The organism is Shewanella psychrophila (assembly GCF_002005305.1).
GTDB classification, from domain to species: Bacteria; Pseudomonadota; Gammaproteobacteria; order Enterobacterales; family Shewanellaceae; genus Shewanella; species Shewanella psychrophila.
On the sequence record NZ_CP014782.1, the window covers coordinates 12840 to 28114 of the forward strand.

The following is a 15275-nucleotide window of genomic DNA, read 5'->3' on the forward strand; positions in this document are numbered from 1 at the left end:
ATGATTTATCTCCTCCATTATTTTTCTATTTACCCTTCATATAAGCCTTGGTTAATTCTATTTTGAAATTGTGTGCTGTGTGGGTCATATTGATGGCTGTGTATTTGAAAGTGGCATATGAGTAAAAGGTTTATGAAAGGGATGAAGAGGGTGACTGTCTTGAATAACACCGTCAGTGGTGGGGAGTTATGACGAGTCCGTATTCTGCTCAGGAGTGGTTGCAGCTAAATCTACAGCAGCAAGGGTTATTAAAGTCTGCTAGCTCGGTGAGTGAGGCTATTGAGCGGCTGAGCTATGTGCAGATAGACTCTATTAACGTGGTGGAGCGGGCACATCATCATGTGCTGCATAATCGAATACCTGAGTATCAAGCCTCTCAATTGGATTTGGCTATGACTAATAAGGAGATATTTGAGTATTGGTCTCACGCTGCGGCTTATTTGCCTATGTCCGATTACCGTTACAGCTTGTACCACAAAACACACCTAAAGCAGGGGGGTAAGCATTGGTTTGAACCTGAGCATAAAGTCATGCGTGAGGTAAAAGCCAAGATCACCGCCGAAGGGCCGTTGAAGGCTAGCCATTTTGCTTCTACTTCGACTGGCACTAGCACCGGATGGTGGGACTGGAAACCGGCTAAGCGGGCTCTGGAGCAGTTATTTATGCAAGGCGAGCTCATGGTGGCTCACCGGGATAAATTTCAGAAGGTGTACGATTTAACCGAACGTGTGTTGCCATCCAATGTCGACAATCAATTACCTGATGAAACTGAGTTCGCCCGCTACCTTATCCATCGCTATTTAAGTGCCCACGGTTTCGGCACTATTCAGCAGATCTTCTACCTACGTAAAAACATCAAAGCTATTTTAGTTAAGACACTGAATGAGATGTGCCTCGCCGGAGAGCTAGCCCGCTTCTCTGAATCCGGGCAGGAGTATTTTTACTTTGCTGAACAGCAGCCATTAACCCCAGTGCCAAATCGTGTCTGGTTACTCAATCCCTTCGATAACCTGGTTATCCAGAGGCAGAGATTAAAACACTGGTTCGGATTTGATTATCAGATAGAGGTATATGTCCCGGCAGCTAAGCGCCGCTATGGCTACTACTCGTTACCCATATTATGGCGAGATCGCTTTGTTGGTCGAGTAGATGTAAAGGCTGAACGGAAACAGGGCTTGCTGTTACTCCAGCAATTAACCATTGAGGAACAGGCTTTTTCTTCTAATTCTAAATGCAGTACAGGCTCCAGTAGTAGCTCAAGAGCATATGAGTCAGAGCTTGAGCAGTTTGTTGCAGCGTTAGCGCTAGCGATAAATGAATATGCCAGATTTAATAACTGCCAGCAGTGGAAATTGGTTAAATCCAATCATAAAGGGGTGGCAGACTTGTTGGTTAACAAGTAATTTATTCGCTTGAACGATGAAGCTATTTCATCGTTTTAATTAACCCGTTATGGTGTTTGAGCGTGTGATGGGGAACCATGGCCTTCATTGTGTTAATCGCCTCCAGCAAGTGCTGTATATGGTCTTGCATGTTCCCTGCATGCATAAGACATTTCCAATATCCTTAGGGTCAGGTGTCACAGAACGGCCGCATTTTGGAAACTCGCAGCCGTATCTACACTGGATCTGTAACAGAAGTGTGTTTCTTCGATTTATCTGTGCGGTGTTCAATATTCAAGTGCACAATTATTACTTGGGGGTTTTAGTCTTCACTTTTGTTACTCTATAAGGCTAAATCACCTCTTAGCCTTGAATGTAATATGAAATTAGATGAGATAATTACCACCCTGAGTCGTGGCGACCTAACTGAACTTCCGGTTGATGCCTTGTTGGCGGCTAGAGATCAATGGTCTGAGCTACTGCCTGTGATAGACGATTTGATGCAGCAGTTTATTGCTAAAGAGGCGTTGACCGATCCTGAGTCCAATCTGCTCTTCTTTGGCATCTGTCTGATTATCGACCGTAAGCAGTTTAGTTGTTTTGACTCCTTGATATATCTTACTAATAAAGATGACTGTAATGCGCCACTAGATAAACTTCTTGGTGATTTCATCGCTTCAGATCTATCTACTGCTTACTATATTTTGGCCCAAGGTAAGCCTGAGCAACTAGGTTACTTAGTTAGCTCTGATCAAGCAGGTGAACTGGTTAAGATGGCCGCGTTAAGCGCGCTGTTCTCTCAATTACATACTGGCCAAATTGATAGAGAAACACTTAATCACAGCATTCAAGGTTTTATCGATAGTCTCGTTAAAAATAATCACTCCATAGCCCTATTTGAATTGATTAACCTGTTAATTTCGAATCAGTTTAATCAGTATCACAGCCAGTTTGTTGGTTATGTAGAGAGTAAAGTGATTGATGAAGGTCCAGCTGAAAATCAGTGCATTATCGATTGGGATAATCAATCTATAGGTTATTCAGAGTGGGAAAGTGGCCTAATAAGCGGTGAGTATGATGTGATTGATTCACTTAGCCAATGGGCAGGTTTCAATGCCGAGTCTGAGATGAATGATGAGGAGTTGCTGGCCATCTTCGGTGAGATGATGGAAAGCTCTGATGAACTTGGTTATATAGATAGCGAAAACTTTCCAGAGATGGGGGATATTCAGCTACCTTTTATCGCCGATATCCAAGCAGGCCGTAACGACCCTTGCCCCTGTGGCAGTGGTAAGAAGTACAAGAAGTGTTGTTTAAATTAGTTTGTATACTTTAGGAAGAGTAGTGATAGCGTACGGCAACGATCGTTAACTTATCCTGAGTCGCCTTATAAACTAAACGATGTTCATCGGTGATCCGTCTAGACCAATAACCAGAAAGGTTCTCTTTTAACCTTTCTGGTTTGCCGATACCTTCAAAAGGTGTCCTTTGGCAATCTTTAATAAGCAGGTTAATTCGTTTCAATGTTTTTTTATCTTGTTGTTGCCAATAAAGGTAATCATTCCAGGCGTTATCAGAGAAGAGAATATTCATTAATCCAGTAACTCACGCTCTTGAGCTTGGCCATCTTCAACCTGCTTTATAGAATCTAGCAGATGCTTTGCATTTACTGGGTTTGAAAGTAAGTAGATAGTTTCTTTCCAGCTATTGAACTCTGACTCTGAAAACATGACAACATTTTCAGCACCTCTACGGTGGATCACCGCAGGTTCGCAGTCGTTGACCACGCTGTCACAGACCGATTTAAGGTTACTTCTAACCTCGGTAAAACTATAAACACTCATAAACACCTCTACATGTACGTTAATGAGTACAGTTTAGTTTAAATGTGTTAGTTGTACAAGATTAAGTACAAGTGTGGGGCCTTGTAGATTCACAAGGTTGAAGGAGTTTTTTGGGTTCATTTGGCTTTACTTCTGTTTGGTGGATTGAAGGTAATCGTACCTTCATTGCTACTTATCACCTCCGGTGAGGGATGTGCAGACACTTCTGCGAGACGCCGCAAGCACATCCCTGTGGGCTCTGCCAAAACATCCTTGTTTTGGAAGCTCGCAGCCGCATCTACACCTTGTCTCTAAAAGGCAGTGTTTCTTCGACTTAGGTTGACTCTAGACAGATCATAGCGTTGGAATATTTTTGATGACCGATAAATAGCTTGTTCGCTTCTGCTTCGGCCATTAACCAATGTTGCGATTGGGAGTGGGGAGCATGATTGTTATGGGCTTCTGAACACTCAATAGGGTCTAAGGTGTTTTGTTGGAAGTACGCGATGGCGAGTTCTAATCCTTCATCAACTAACCAGTCTGGTACATCACCAATGCCATAAGCATCGAGAGTCGTATTTCCCAGTAAATATATGCTCCAGGGATATTAGTTACCGCTAATTATCCTCGGAGATAGGCCGCTAAACCACGGACTATGAGTCACATTTACTGTTAAGTAGATCTTTTATTACTTTGCCTAATGCTAGACCTAGTAGTGGAGGAACTGCATTACCAACTTGGGTATATTGTGGTACTTCAAATTTTCTCATTTGACCGCCTGTAGTAACCTTGGAGCGGAATACGAAATTATCAGGGAAAGATTGAATTCTAGCCATTTCTCTTACAGTTAGCACTCTTAATTCATCTTCATCATAATGGCAAGCATCATCTGGAATAGATAAGGCTGCTGGTGCTGGTGAATTTGGGGCGAGTGCTTTCTGTGTTTGCTTTTTAGTGGGATGTGACAATAAATAAGTTATAAACGATTCTTTGTTTAAAAATAATTCTAGCTTTCCACTTTCTTTTAGATAGCAGTATTCTTTTACTTCATTCCAAATATTATCATCTAGTTGAGTATCGCTACCCTTTAAAATTGCAAAAACAGCTTTAGTTACAGAACGATTATCTATCTGTTGAAGTACTTGATAAAGACGGAACCTGCGCTTCACTATTTCACTATTATTTCTTTGTTCGTTATTGGGGATTTCGCCTTCTCTTTTTTTGAGAGAGTTAGAGAATGTTTTATTTAAGTTTTTAACAAACTTTGATGGTGAACTTGGCTTCTTTTGTTTCAAATCATCTAACGCTTCACAAACTGAAACTTCTTCTCTACTTACTAGATGATGTAAAAATGAATTTTTATATAGAGCGAAATCTGCTGGTTTTGTAGCATCAAAATATGGAATTGATCCAAATTTCACGCTTTCGACATCCATTTTAACGGCTTGAAAAAAGCTTTCAGATAGCTTGAATAGCTTAGATTCAGTGCTATCACTTTTGAAGTTGATAGCTAATAGATCGTAAATATCTTCTCGTATAGCTATCATAATAAAACGAGGTCGGTTTTGAGCTACACCCGCTAACCGGGCATTTATGTGAAGGCATAGAGGGATATAACCTTTTGTAGCGAAAACTTTTGCGACTTCGAACCAAGCATGGAAAGAGTTACCCTCATCATCTTTGAAAGCTCGCAATATTCCAGTGACGTTTTCTAAAACAGCAATTTTAGGTCTTACATGAGAAACAAATTTAGCAAACTCCCATGGTAATGAGTTTTTATCGCAATCTTTTTTACGTAAACCAGCCATGCTAAAGCTTTGACAAGGTGGGCCGCCTGAAACAAGGTCTAAACCGCCATCTCCGAAAGCATCTTGTAATTTTTCTACAAGCTCAGGAGTTTTTTCCAGTAATTTATTTAGTTCAACAATGCTTCCAATTACCAGCTTTCCTTGTAATTCATTTAAATCTTTAGGGATGTCACTAAATCCTTCGCCAGAGGAGAAAGAAGGCGAATTAAATGGGTTTTCTCTTAACCTAGATTTTAAGTCGCTGAATTGACTATTTAACCAATATGATTGGTTTGGTTTCCCACCATTGTTTGCGATTTCTTCTAGGTTTTCATTTAAGAAGTTATAAGCAAATGTCTCTGCAGCCATAGGTGATAATTCATTGGCCATGACTAGCTTGAAGTCGGCCTTATCTAAGCCTAATGATAAGCCACCGCAGCCTGCGAATAATTCGATATGGTTCAATATACACCTACAAGAAGAAATTTTGACTTTGGGGATTCTAATCGAAAAAGGTTATAAAGTCCAGGCATTCAGGTCTAGTTTTTATAATCTAATCTTGACAGTTAAAATACTTAAATATACCTTATAAACAAGGCTTTGGAGAGAAGCCTACAACCCAATAAAGTAAAGACCCTATGCGTCCTCTCTGTAAAAACTAGTTTCGTTAGCACTAATTAGCTTATTTTTGGGTAGTAAGTCTGGTGTATAACTCATTGAAACTTAAGTTTTTACAGAGGTGTATGCGTGACTTCAGAACAAAGCCATTCTAAAAATCCCTTCATAAATATTGAGCGGTTAAAGCAAAAAGCAAAAAAGCTCAAAAAATCACAAAATATAACCCAATCAGAAGCCCTGTTACTCGTTGCGCAACAAGTAAACTTTGGAAATTGGAAAGCTGTTCTTAAAGCTTTTGATAAACAGCAAGTTTTATCAAGACCAGATCCTTTTGCATCTAAAAAAGTTGAGGATGGAGAACTAAACCAATTAGATGTTGGTAGTTATCATACTGATAGTAAGGAACTTCTAGTAAGTAAAAACAAATCATTATTAACAAAGTTAGGAATTGAATTTTCTATTTTTGAACCAACTACTACAGGTTTAAAAAAATCAATACTCGATGCTACTCAACCAGTTAGAACACACTTTGAACTCACAAATTTTCATGATTATGAAAATCAAGGCCAAGGACAAAAATCTAAAGTAAAGAAAAGTGCATTTTTCATCTCGGATAAAGGGTGTAATGCATCAAAAGTTAGTCTTTATAGGCCTGAAACTAAGAAAGGTGATCCTAGAATGTGGTTCACCAAGTTGGGTGATTTCGCTGATTCTGGAGATCAAATAGCCATTGTTGTCAGTGAAGATTCTGCATATTTAATAAACCTGAGTACCAATGCCTTAGAGTTAGAGGCTAGTAAACCAAATTTGATTCAAGAGATTAGTCCTAGTTATGGTATTAAAACTACGGATTTACAAAGTTTTATAAATAAGTACTTAGCTGCTAGCAATAGTATATCTTATGAGCTTTTAGCTAAATTAAAGGTGCTAGCTAAAAAACCTCTTCGAGCCATTATGGAAGGTAATACTGCAATTGGTATGTCTATAGAGGCAGCTTTAGATATTGAGGCTAACTCTAGTAAATTGCCCGACTACAAAGGGATTGAATTAAAATCTGGGCGCGGTAACAAGACTAGAACGACCCTATTTGCACAAGTTGCTGATTGGGGGCTTAGTACTTGTAAAAGTAGTGCAGCCATTTTGGACCAATATGGCTATGCTCGAGAAAACGATTTTAGGCTTTACTGTACGCTCAGCACTAACAGGGCTAACAGCCAAGGGTTGAAATTTGAGTTTAACCGTGAAAAAGATGAATTGAATGAGATTCATAGTAGTGGGGATCATGTAGCAACTTGGCCTGGTAATCTATTGCGTCAGAGATTAAAAGAAAAGCATGCTGAAACCTTCTGAATAGAGGCAAAAAGTCAATTTATTGAAGGTGTTGAGCATTTTAACCTATTATCAGTTGTACACACAAAGTCGCCTTTATTAGGTCAACTTATGCCTTTGGTCGAAAGTGGAGTAATAACAATGGATCATTTGATTAAGCGTACTGGAGGTGTAAAGCCCAAAGTTGCAGAGAAAGGGCCGTTATTTAAGATAAATAAGCGAGATTTGAGTCTTTTATTTCCTGAACCTGTAAAGTATTACCTAACCTAGTTAATAAAGTTTAGCTGTATCTAATTCTGATACAGCTTGAGTATTTATAAGTGCATTAAAATCCTCTTAAAATATTAACCATATAAAAATCAATGTAGTTATGTACTATAATTAAGTAGTGTAACCTTCTTCGGTATTTAGTCATGCACCAATACAAACAAGAGTTTGGTGAAGCTTTTGATCTTGGTTTTGAGCTTAGCCATTTTTCATTTCTTAAAGATAAAAGTTGGCATAATGACGTGTGTCCAAGCTTTATGTTTAAGGCCAAGGTGAACTCTGATATTTCAGTTGGTCTAGAGCAAAGTGAGCAATACCTCGTCTTGTGGGTTGACTATTTCAAGAGCCTGTAAATAATTTTGTGTAACTACCTTTCAATCAGTACCCTATGTGGGTCAATGGAAGGTAGAGTATGAATAAAAAAGAACTAGAAGCATTCGCTAAACAAGCCGCTAAAGGCATTAAAACCGAAGCCGATTTAAATGACTTTAGGGCTATGCTAGGCGTTGTTGATCAAATCCTCGCTATAGATGCAGCTACTCCAAGGGTTTGAGCTAACTAGGCAGCCTGTTTCCTAACTGGCATTCCTAGTCTTATGACTTTGTTCATTGCCTTTACACCTGCCAGCGCTTCACCTACTTGAGCATTATAATCTCGTAGGCTAAGTTTCGGACTAATTAGTTGCTTATATCGGTACATTGCTGTTTCAGATAGTGACCGTAAGTGATAGTCATTTTCCTTCTTCCATTGCGCTAACTCATTATTTTTGAGGGCTCTCACAGCCTCGTTTCGAGGGTGCCCATCCTCCCAAAACCCAGCACTGCTTCTTGGTGGGATAGTGGGTTTGCAACCTTTACGCTGAAGGAGTTTGTGACACGCTTTGGTGTCGTATGCTCCATCAGCAGAAACTTGTTTAATCTGTCTTCTTAACGGCTTGATTAATGTGGGTAACACTTCATTATCAGCAACGTTAACCAGAGTGACTTCTGCTGCTACGACTTCATGCGTATTAGCATCTACTGCGAGGTGTAACTTACGCCAGGTACGACGCTTTTCTTTACCATACTTTCGAGTCTTCCATTCTCCCTCGCCGTAAACTTTAAGGCCCGTTGAATCAATCACTACATGTGCCACAGAGCCACGACTCGGTGAGCGATATTTGATATTTACGGTCTTGGCACGTTTGCTAATGCAGCTATAGCTTGGTGAGGTTAGTGGCACATTCATAAGCTGGAAAACCGAGGTAGTGAAACCTTCTAGTGCTCTCAGTGATAAGTTGAATACACCTTTAACAACCAATGCAGTTTCAATAGCAACATCAGAGTAAATATACCCACGGCCACGGCGGCCGTGATGTTCAGAGCAACACCAAGAGCTAATGGCGTGCTCATCAATCCAAAAGGTCAAGGACCCTCGATTAATCAATGCCTTGTTGTACTGAGACCAATTGGTCATTTTACGCTTAGCTTTACCCATCTTGATGTTTCCAATAACCACATTGGAAGATCAGATCACATAAGCTGCAAAAGGTTCAATCGATTTAGGAAACAAGGCCGCTATGCTAACCAAAGTCACTGTTGAGGCCGCATTAAATGCTGAACTCGATCATCACTTAGGCTATCAAAAAAACGAGAAGGTCGCGGCTGGTAATAACCGCAATGGCTACTCCCACAAACAAATAAAGACCGAAGATGGATGCTTCGAGTTAGACACTCCCCGTGACCGAAATGGTAGCTTTGAGCCTGAGATTGTTAAAAAGAACCAAAGCCGCTTCACCTCGATGGATGACAAAATTTTACATCTTTATGCGAAAGGAATGACGACACGAGATATTGTCGATACCTTTGATGAGATGTATGGCGCAGAGATATCACCAACGCTAATTTCTCGCGTCACTAACTCAGTCCTTGAGCGTGTCGTCGAATGGCAATCTCGTCCGCTAGAACCCGTGTATCCTATCGTTTACCTTGACTGTATTGTGGTTAAAATCAGGGAGAACAGTAAGGTCATCAACAAAGCTATTTTCCTCGCGCTTGGCGTTAACCTCGAAGGCCATAAAGAGTTACTTGGCATGTGGATAGCAGAGAACGAGGGCGCTAAGTTTTGGTTAAATGTACTGACAGAGCTTCAAAATCGTGGACTCAAAGATATCCTCATCGCCTGCATTGACGGTCTAAAAGGTTTTCCTGATGCCATAAATACCGTGTTCCCAAACACTCAAATCCAGCTCTGCATCGTCCATATGGTTCGAAACTCGATGAAGTTTGTGCCGTACAAAGATTACAAGGCGGTGACAGCTGATTTAAAGAGGATTTACCAGTCAGTGACCGAAGAGGAAGCGTTGCTTAATTTGGAACGTTTTGGCGAGCAATGGGACGCTAAATATCCTAGTATCTCAGCATCCTGGCACAGGCACTGGACTAATCTTAATACGCTATTTAATTACCCTCAAGACATCCGGAAAGCCATCTATACAACTAATGCTATCGAGTCATTAAACAGTGTGATTAGGAAAGCAATCAAGAATCGTAAGCTCTTCCCAAATGATGACTCAGCGAAGAAAGTCGTTTACTTGGCGATTATGCAAGCTTCGAAGAAGTGGACCATGCCGATAAGAAACTGGAAACCAGCACTCAATCGTTTTATTATTGAATTTGAAGATCGAATAGCAGACTATATATAATTTAGGTAGTTACACAGAATCTGCTACAGGGTCTATTTCAATGGAACCCCCGACGAGGATGAACGTGAGAATGCCGGCTCTAGTCGCTACACAGTGATCACAGCAACAGCTACCCGTTTCAGCACTTCTGAATGCGATATAGAAATAGGCCATGACGAAGACAGTATCATCCTATTTGAATCTGAAGATCCCAAAGCACTAACGCAATTTCTTGAAAAATATCGCCTATCAACCCCCACCTCTTTAGTAACAAGCTAATTAGTCGTAGATCGAAGAGAAACACTGTTTTTGCTTTTTAATTACCAGTGTAGATGCGGCTGCGAGTTTCGGTTTCAGGGATGAAACCGCAAAGCGTATAGGGATATATTCACAGCGCCTCGCAGAAGTGTCTGCACTAAAGCCTGCTGCAAGCAATAAACACCAATATAGCCATGCTGCCAAATCCCCCACCAAGCAAAAATACAGCCAAATGAACCCAACAGACTAACCTTCAAAGCTATTACTCAAACTTGTTAGCTGACAAGTAAGTTAACTCCTGTTTTAACTCAAAATAGTGAGCTGTTTTCGGTTCTGCGCTGTGAAAGTGTGCTTTCAACCTCTTTAATTGTCTGTTTAGATACACCAATATCTTTTGCTAATTCAGCAAAACTAGCAGTGATATCAACGATCTCCTCTATAAGCTGCTTGGCCTCTTGCCAGCGGTTAAAGCCTGCGGTTTCGGCCAGCTTCTGTATTGTGGCTAAAGGTGGCTGTTTCCCATGACCAATAAATGAAGTTGAGTGTTCATTAAATGGGTGTGGGCTGTAGGTAGTATCGTAAAACGGTGCTGGACTCCAGCGACCCGAGTCATCTTGCAAAAATGCCCAGTTTTTACTGTGATCATCTTGATTACTGGCAAAGAGATTAAACATCGCACGACTAAATTGCAGCCTGCCTACTGCAGGTGATTTACATAGATGACGGCTCATCTTAATTAAGTCTTCATAATCTAAACTCGGCATTCTAAAGTCTGCATCTAAAAGACCGCATGCACTATGCATGTGAATGCGACCTGCCGTTTTATCTATGCCGTTATCTACCCAGTCAAATCGTTTTAACGCCAGCCAAGCTGGAGCTCCACTACTTGCAGGAGCCTCTAATAATTTCCATTTTGGAGGCTCAAGCTGCAAACTGTTTGCCATTTGAAGATAAACGGCCTCACATAGCCCCTCTTCATGGCCGAGTGACAAGTTTTTTGACGTGAACTTAACAAGCCAAGCCTCATCACCTTGCTTGGGTACTGTTCGACAGGTTTTATGATCACTTTCATTCAGATAGATTTGCGCTTTAGGGCGAGCACCGCCAGAGCTGCCTGCTGTGACTAGGGCTGCAAGTACCTCATCAGTTTGGCCATCAAACAGAGCCTGTGCCTGCAAGCCAAGGTGAGCGATATCGACATCATCATTCACTTTTTCTTGGTATTGATACTCAGGCGTAAAAATAAGTGAACCCATGGCATTGGATCCAACAAAGGCTAACCGATCCATTGCGGTAATTTGTGCTAACCCTATTCCCTGCTGCCTAAACACTCTGTCTTGCAGTAGAAGCCCCCATCCATCAGGTAAGCTGTCGGCAAAGACACCATGTAAACCACCGTGAGGTGCTCTGGGGGCAAGTTGTAACTCGCTACTGTCAGACATTGTAAATGGCGAAAGGTTACCAAACTGCTGCAAGTAATCGTTACTGTATTGAAAGTATACACCTTGACGGTTTTGAGCTAATTGACCAACAGTTACTTGCTTTCCTGACATTAAAGTTCTGTCGATCTCCAGCTTCTGAATTGGCTTAAAACTCATCTTTTAATACCTCTTCAATGGAAGTCGGCATTTTAGAGTGCTTGATTAATGAGGAGGTTCGCGTCAACTCATATAATCGTGCCAATTCATCTAAGCTTTGCCATAGCAACAGTAGTTGACGAAATGATATCTGACCCGTTAGCTCAAATTTTTTTATCGTAGGCGCAGGAACACAGCTACGCAGTGCTAATGCATCACGGGAAAGACTTTGTTGTTCTCGCAACTTCCTCAGGTGAACAGCAAAAGCTAATTGGACATCTTTATCATCTAGTAATTGAAATGGAGGCATAGCAAGCACCTGTGGACATAATAGTATCTATTATAACTTAAAAGTGGCAAGAATAGACACTATTGTATCCAAATTGAGTGTGCTGTCTCTCCCTCACTTTCTATATATTAATAAAGTAGTCAATAAAGGGGTAGTAGCTAATTAAGCGGAAATTAATCGATATATACTTTTTGGGCTATAAAATGCCTATGTCTATTCCAAATTATCGTGGTGAGAATGCTCTTTTTTCAAACGTTAACCTAGATACTCAATCTAAGAAGATAATTAAAGCTATCACCACGGCGAATATGGCGAAGCCATGTGCTAATGAGCGAGAGCTAGGGATAGCGAACTGGCCGTTTAACAGGGACGTTATTGGTACACAGAGGACACGGAGAAAAGACTAAGTCGAAGAAATACAGCCCAATGAACCCAACTAAAGCTAATTACGTTACTTGCTAGCAATTAAGTATCGAGTACTTCGTCCACCAGCTCCCGCTTTAACTAAAAAGCCTTGCTCAGCAAGCTGTGTCAAATGACGAGTTGCTGTTGCACGGCTTACCTTTGCGACTTTCTGATATTGGCTACTGCTTATGCCCAGCTCAAAACTATCTCCAGGGCTGGCATCCAATAAGCGGTTAAGCACTTTTACTTGTTCACCACTCAAGAGTGTCTGATCGACACGTTGCCAATAGTTGGTTTTCGCTACTGTTTGAGCTATATCATTGAGTGATTTCTGCAAACTGCTATTGAGCGTATCTAAAAACCAGACTAACCAAGAGGTAATATCTAACTCGCCTTTTTGAGTGCTTTCCAAAATATCGTAATAGGCTTGTCTGCGCTCTAGGATACTCACTGACATGGCATAAAAATGGATAGAGCGGTTTTCAGCCTGTGCGAGAGCTAAATCTGTGAGTAAGCGGGTTATTCTGCCATTACCATCATCGAGTGGATGCAGAGTCACAAACCACAGGTGAGTGATGGCTGCACGGATCAAGGGGTCCATTGCCACATCTTGCTGTGATCTGTTGAACCAATCTATAAACCTTGTGAGTTCATCTTCGAGCCCAGAGCGAGGTGGGGCTTCAAAATGGACTTTAGGCTTATCTATGCGTCCCGAGATAACTTGCATAGGCTCGATACCCCGTAACACGCCACCTTGAACGGGATTAAACAGGGTATAGCCTTCGGGGAAGAGTAATGTATGCCAATCCATGATCCGCTGTAAACTTAACTCTGTTTGCCAGTTCTGCAGGGCATCTAGTGTCATCTCAGCTAAGCCATCAGTTTGAACCGTGGTGGGATAGGGCTTCTCATCACTGATACCTAGCTTGTTGGCCAAAGATGATCGCACCGAGAAGGCATTGAGTTTTTCACCTTCAATAGCACTGGAGTGAATGATATTTGCCAGTAAGGTATCAAGTGTCATTTGAGCTGATGGCTCGCGATCAAATTTACCAAGCAGCAAGCCCTGGTTGAAACTAACCTGACGTAATAATAAGGCTATATTATCGGTTTCCCAGCGAAAATCAGGCCAGTTAGCTTGTTGCCAAATCCACATATAGAACCTCTATGAGTCGCTATGAGTCAAATAACACTGTTATTCTACTCACTATGTGAGGCGAATAACAAGCTTAATCGCCTCAATACTTGAGGCTAATAGCCCTTCTAATTGCCTCAATGACTGTTAAACCGACAAAACCGAAGAAATTCACAGCCTGTATTCTTTGTTTGTCATCAACAGGTGTAGATGCAGCTGCGAGCTTCGATGACAGGGCGAGGTTTCAAGAAATGAAACTCCTCGAGCGAGAGATAGGGATATCGAACTGGCTGTTTAACAGGGAGGTTATTGGAAACCGCAAAGCGGCCAGAGATGGCTTCATAGCGTCTCATAGAAGCGTCTGCACATACCCCGCTGGAGGCGATTAACATCAGAAATGTCATGAACTACTAAACCCCCACCAAACAAAAATACAGCCCAACGAACCCAACAGGCTAACCAAAAGCCTATTTGCCAAACTTGGTGCTCTTCATGTGAGGTGACAAGTGCATCAATTTGTATATTTATAGTTTCTGCACTTCCGCTGTCACACTCCCTTCATTTTCCTTCTCTATGGTTGGTGGCCGTTGGTAACCGGTATGTCGTCTGAAACCGCTTTTTACGGCAATCCTTTGGTCAATAAACACATTAACTATCTATTAGTTCTTCTGTTAGTTATTTCCGGCGGCCATCGATGATGGCTCGTCTGGTATTAGATAAAGAAATAGGGAATAAAATGAAAATTAAAACTGGTCTTTTATCTGCGTTGATTGCTCAAGCTTTGTTGGTTTCTGCACCTGCGGCGGCGTTGAATATTGTGCTAACGAATGATGATAGCTGGAATACCCATAATATTAAGGCGATGAAAGAGGCGCTGGTTGCTAAAGGGCACGATGTGATTATGGCGGCGCCTTGTACCGGCCAGAGCGGTAAGGGCGGCTCATTCGGTTTCTTTAAATCGGTGAAAGTTGATGAGACTAAGGCCGAGCAGTATGAGTACTGCGTGGGGGATGAAGATACTTCACAAGCCTTCGAAGATTATGTGGAAGGTACGCCTGTGATGTCTGTTTTATACGGCATCGATGTCGCGGCGCAAAATAAATGGGGTAAGGCACCCGATCTGGTTGTTTCTGGGCCTAACGAAGGCAATAACTTAGGTTATATGAATAATAACTCCGGCACCTTGGGGGCGACCATGATTGCACTTAGCCGTGGTATTCCGGCTATCGCAGTGAGTGGCAATGAGAATTCTCTGTCGGATCCGACCCAGGGCCCTAAGATTGCCAATGTAGTGGTGAATGTGATCGATAAGCTGGAAGCCAGCCGTACAGACAATCAGCCGCTGCTGCCAGCGTATATGGGGCTAAACATCAATACGCCGGAAGATATCGATGCCAGCTTAGGTTATCGATTTACCGATGTGGGTTGGAACGGTGGTGGTATAGCGCTTAAGTTTGTCGAAGATTTTAGTGAGAACGAGATGATAGTCGGCTATTTTGCGCAAATCCTGTTAGCTCAGGGAGCGGCTGAGACTATGGAGCAGGCATTAATCATGGCAAAGGGGATGTTGCGCGGTAAGCAAGGTATCGGCTTTAACCCGAGTGATGTGAATGACAGCAATGAAAACTCTGAAGGTGTTGCGGTCAAGAATGGCTACATCACTATCAGCACCATAGATGCCAGTGTGCAGGCGACCAGAGCTAAGGTGGCCCTTACTCAGCAACGTTTATCCGGCTTATAAGC

At 41.8% G+C, this 15275-nt stretch carries 12 protein-coding genes and 2 pseudogenes; 7 read left to right on the plus strand and 7 right to left on the minus strand.

Translation table 11 applies throughout. The features are described 5' to 3' along the window. The first annotated feature begins 188 nt into the window (after window positions 1–188). Complete coding sequence (locus tag sps_RS00070; RefSeq protein WP_077750609.1) at window positions 189–1403, plus strand: winged helix-turn-helix domain-containing protein; 1215 nt, start codon at window positions 189–191, stop codon at window positions 1401–1403. Between the two features lie 359 nt (window positions 1404–1762). Next, window positions 1763–2704: a DUF1186 domain-containing protein gene (locus sps_RS00075; protein ID WP_077750610.1), complete on the plus strand. Its 942-nt coding sequence runs from the start codon at window positions 1763–1765 to the stop codon at window positions 2702–2704. Between the two features lie 10 nt (window positions 2705–2714). Here sps_RS00075 and sps_RS00080 read toward each other — a convergent pair whose 3' ends face one another. From sps_RS00080 to sps_RS00090, 3 genes are all read right to left on the minus strand, one after another. Beyond that, window positions 2715–2975, minus strand: coding sequence for a Txe/YoeB family addiction module toxin (locus sps_RS00080; RefSeq protein ID WP_077750611.1), 261 nt, complete (start codon window positions 2973–2975; stop codon window positions 2715–2717). Further along, window positions 2975–3226, minus strand: coding sequence for a type II toxin-antitoxin system Phd/YefM family antitoxin (locus sps_RS00085; protein ID WP_077750612.1), 252 nt, complete (start codon window positions 3224–3226; stop codon window positions 2975–2977). Before sps_RS00085 ends, sps_RS00080 begins: the two co-directional genes overlap by 1 nt. Window positions 3227–3858: 632 nt before the next feature. Further along, window positions 3859–5457, minus strand: a complete 1599-nt coding sequence (locus sps_RS00090) for a DNA cytosine methyltransferase (RefSeq protein ID WP_077750613.1) — start codon at window positions 5455–5457, stop codon at window positions 3859–3861. A 282-nt stretch (window positions 5458–5739) separates the two neighbouring features. Between sps_RS00090 and sps_RS29175 the strand changes: the two are divergent. The 3 genes and pseudogenes from sps_RS29175 to sps_RS28410 all read left to right on the plus strand — a co-directional run. After that, window positions 5740–7209 (plus strand): annotated as a pseudogene (locus tag sps_RS29175) (MvaI/BcnI family restriction endonuclease). Between the two features lie 143 nt (window positions 7210–7352). Continuing rightward, the gene (locus tag sps_RS00100) at window positions 7353–7559 is read left to right on the plus strand and encodes a hypothetical protein (RefSeq protein ID WP_179948389.1); all 207 of its coding nucleotides are present in this window, start codon (window positions 7353–7355) and stop codon (window positions 7557–7559) included. A 59-nt stretch (window positions 7560–7618) separates the two neighbouring features. Then, window positions 7619–7741 (plus strand): annotated as a pseudogene (locus sps_RS28410) (IS256 family transposase); the annotation flags it as partial. Between the two features lie 23 nt (window positions 7742–7764). Here the strand turns inward: sps_RS28410 and sps_RS00105 are convergent. Continuing rightward, on the minus strand, window positions 7765–8682 hold the full coding sequence (locus tag sps_RS00105; protein WP_077750614.1) for an IS5 family transposase: 918 nt from the start codon (window positions 8680–8682) through the stop codon (window positions 7765–7767). Window positions 8683–8740: 58 nt separating this feature from the next. On the opposite strand from sps_RS00105, the gene sps_RS00110 reads away from it, so the two are divergent. Further along, window positions 8741–9889, plus strand: coding sequence for an IS256 family transposase (locus sps_RS00110; protein WP_077750615.1), 1149 nt, complete (start codon window positions 8741–8743; stop codon window positions 9887–9889). 545 nt (window positions 9890–10434) lie between these two features. Here sps_RS00110 and sps_RS00115 read toward each other — a convergent pair. The 3 genes from sps_RS00115 to sps_RS00130 form a co-directional block, all read right to left on the minus strand. Beyond that, complete coding sequence (locus tag sps_RS00115) at window positions 10435–11724, minus strand: type II toxin-antitoxin system HipA family toxin (protein ID WP_077750616.1); 1290 nt, start codon at window positions 11722–11724, stop codon at window positions 10435–10437. Then, on the minus strand, window positions 11714–12013 hold the full coding sequence (locus sps_RS00120; RefSeq protein WP_077750617.1) for a helix-turn-helix domain-containing protein: 300 nt from the start codon (window positions 12011–12013) through the stop codon (window positions 11714–11716). Before sps_RS00120 ends, sps_RS00115 begins: the two co-directional genes overlap by 11 nt. A gap of 430 nt (window positions 12014–12443) precedes the next feature. Continuing rightward, window positions 12444–13553: a Fic family protein gene (locus sps_RS00130; protein WP_077750619.1), complete on the minus strand. Its 1110-nt coding sequence runs from the start codon at window positions 13551–13553 to the stop codon at window positions 12444–12446. A gap of 715 nt (window positions 13554–14268) precedes the next feature. On the opposite strand from sps_RS00130, the gene sps_RS00140 reads away from it, so the two are divergent. Then, window positions 14269–15273, plus strand: a complete 1005-nt coding sequence (locus sps_RS00140; RefSeq protein WP_077755496.1) for a 5'/3'-nucleotidase SurE — start codon at window positions 14269–14271, stop codon at window positions 15271–15273. The last annotated feature ends 2 nt before the right edge of the window (window positions 15274–15275 follow it).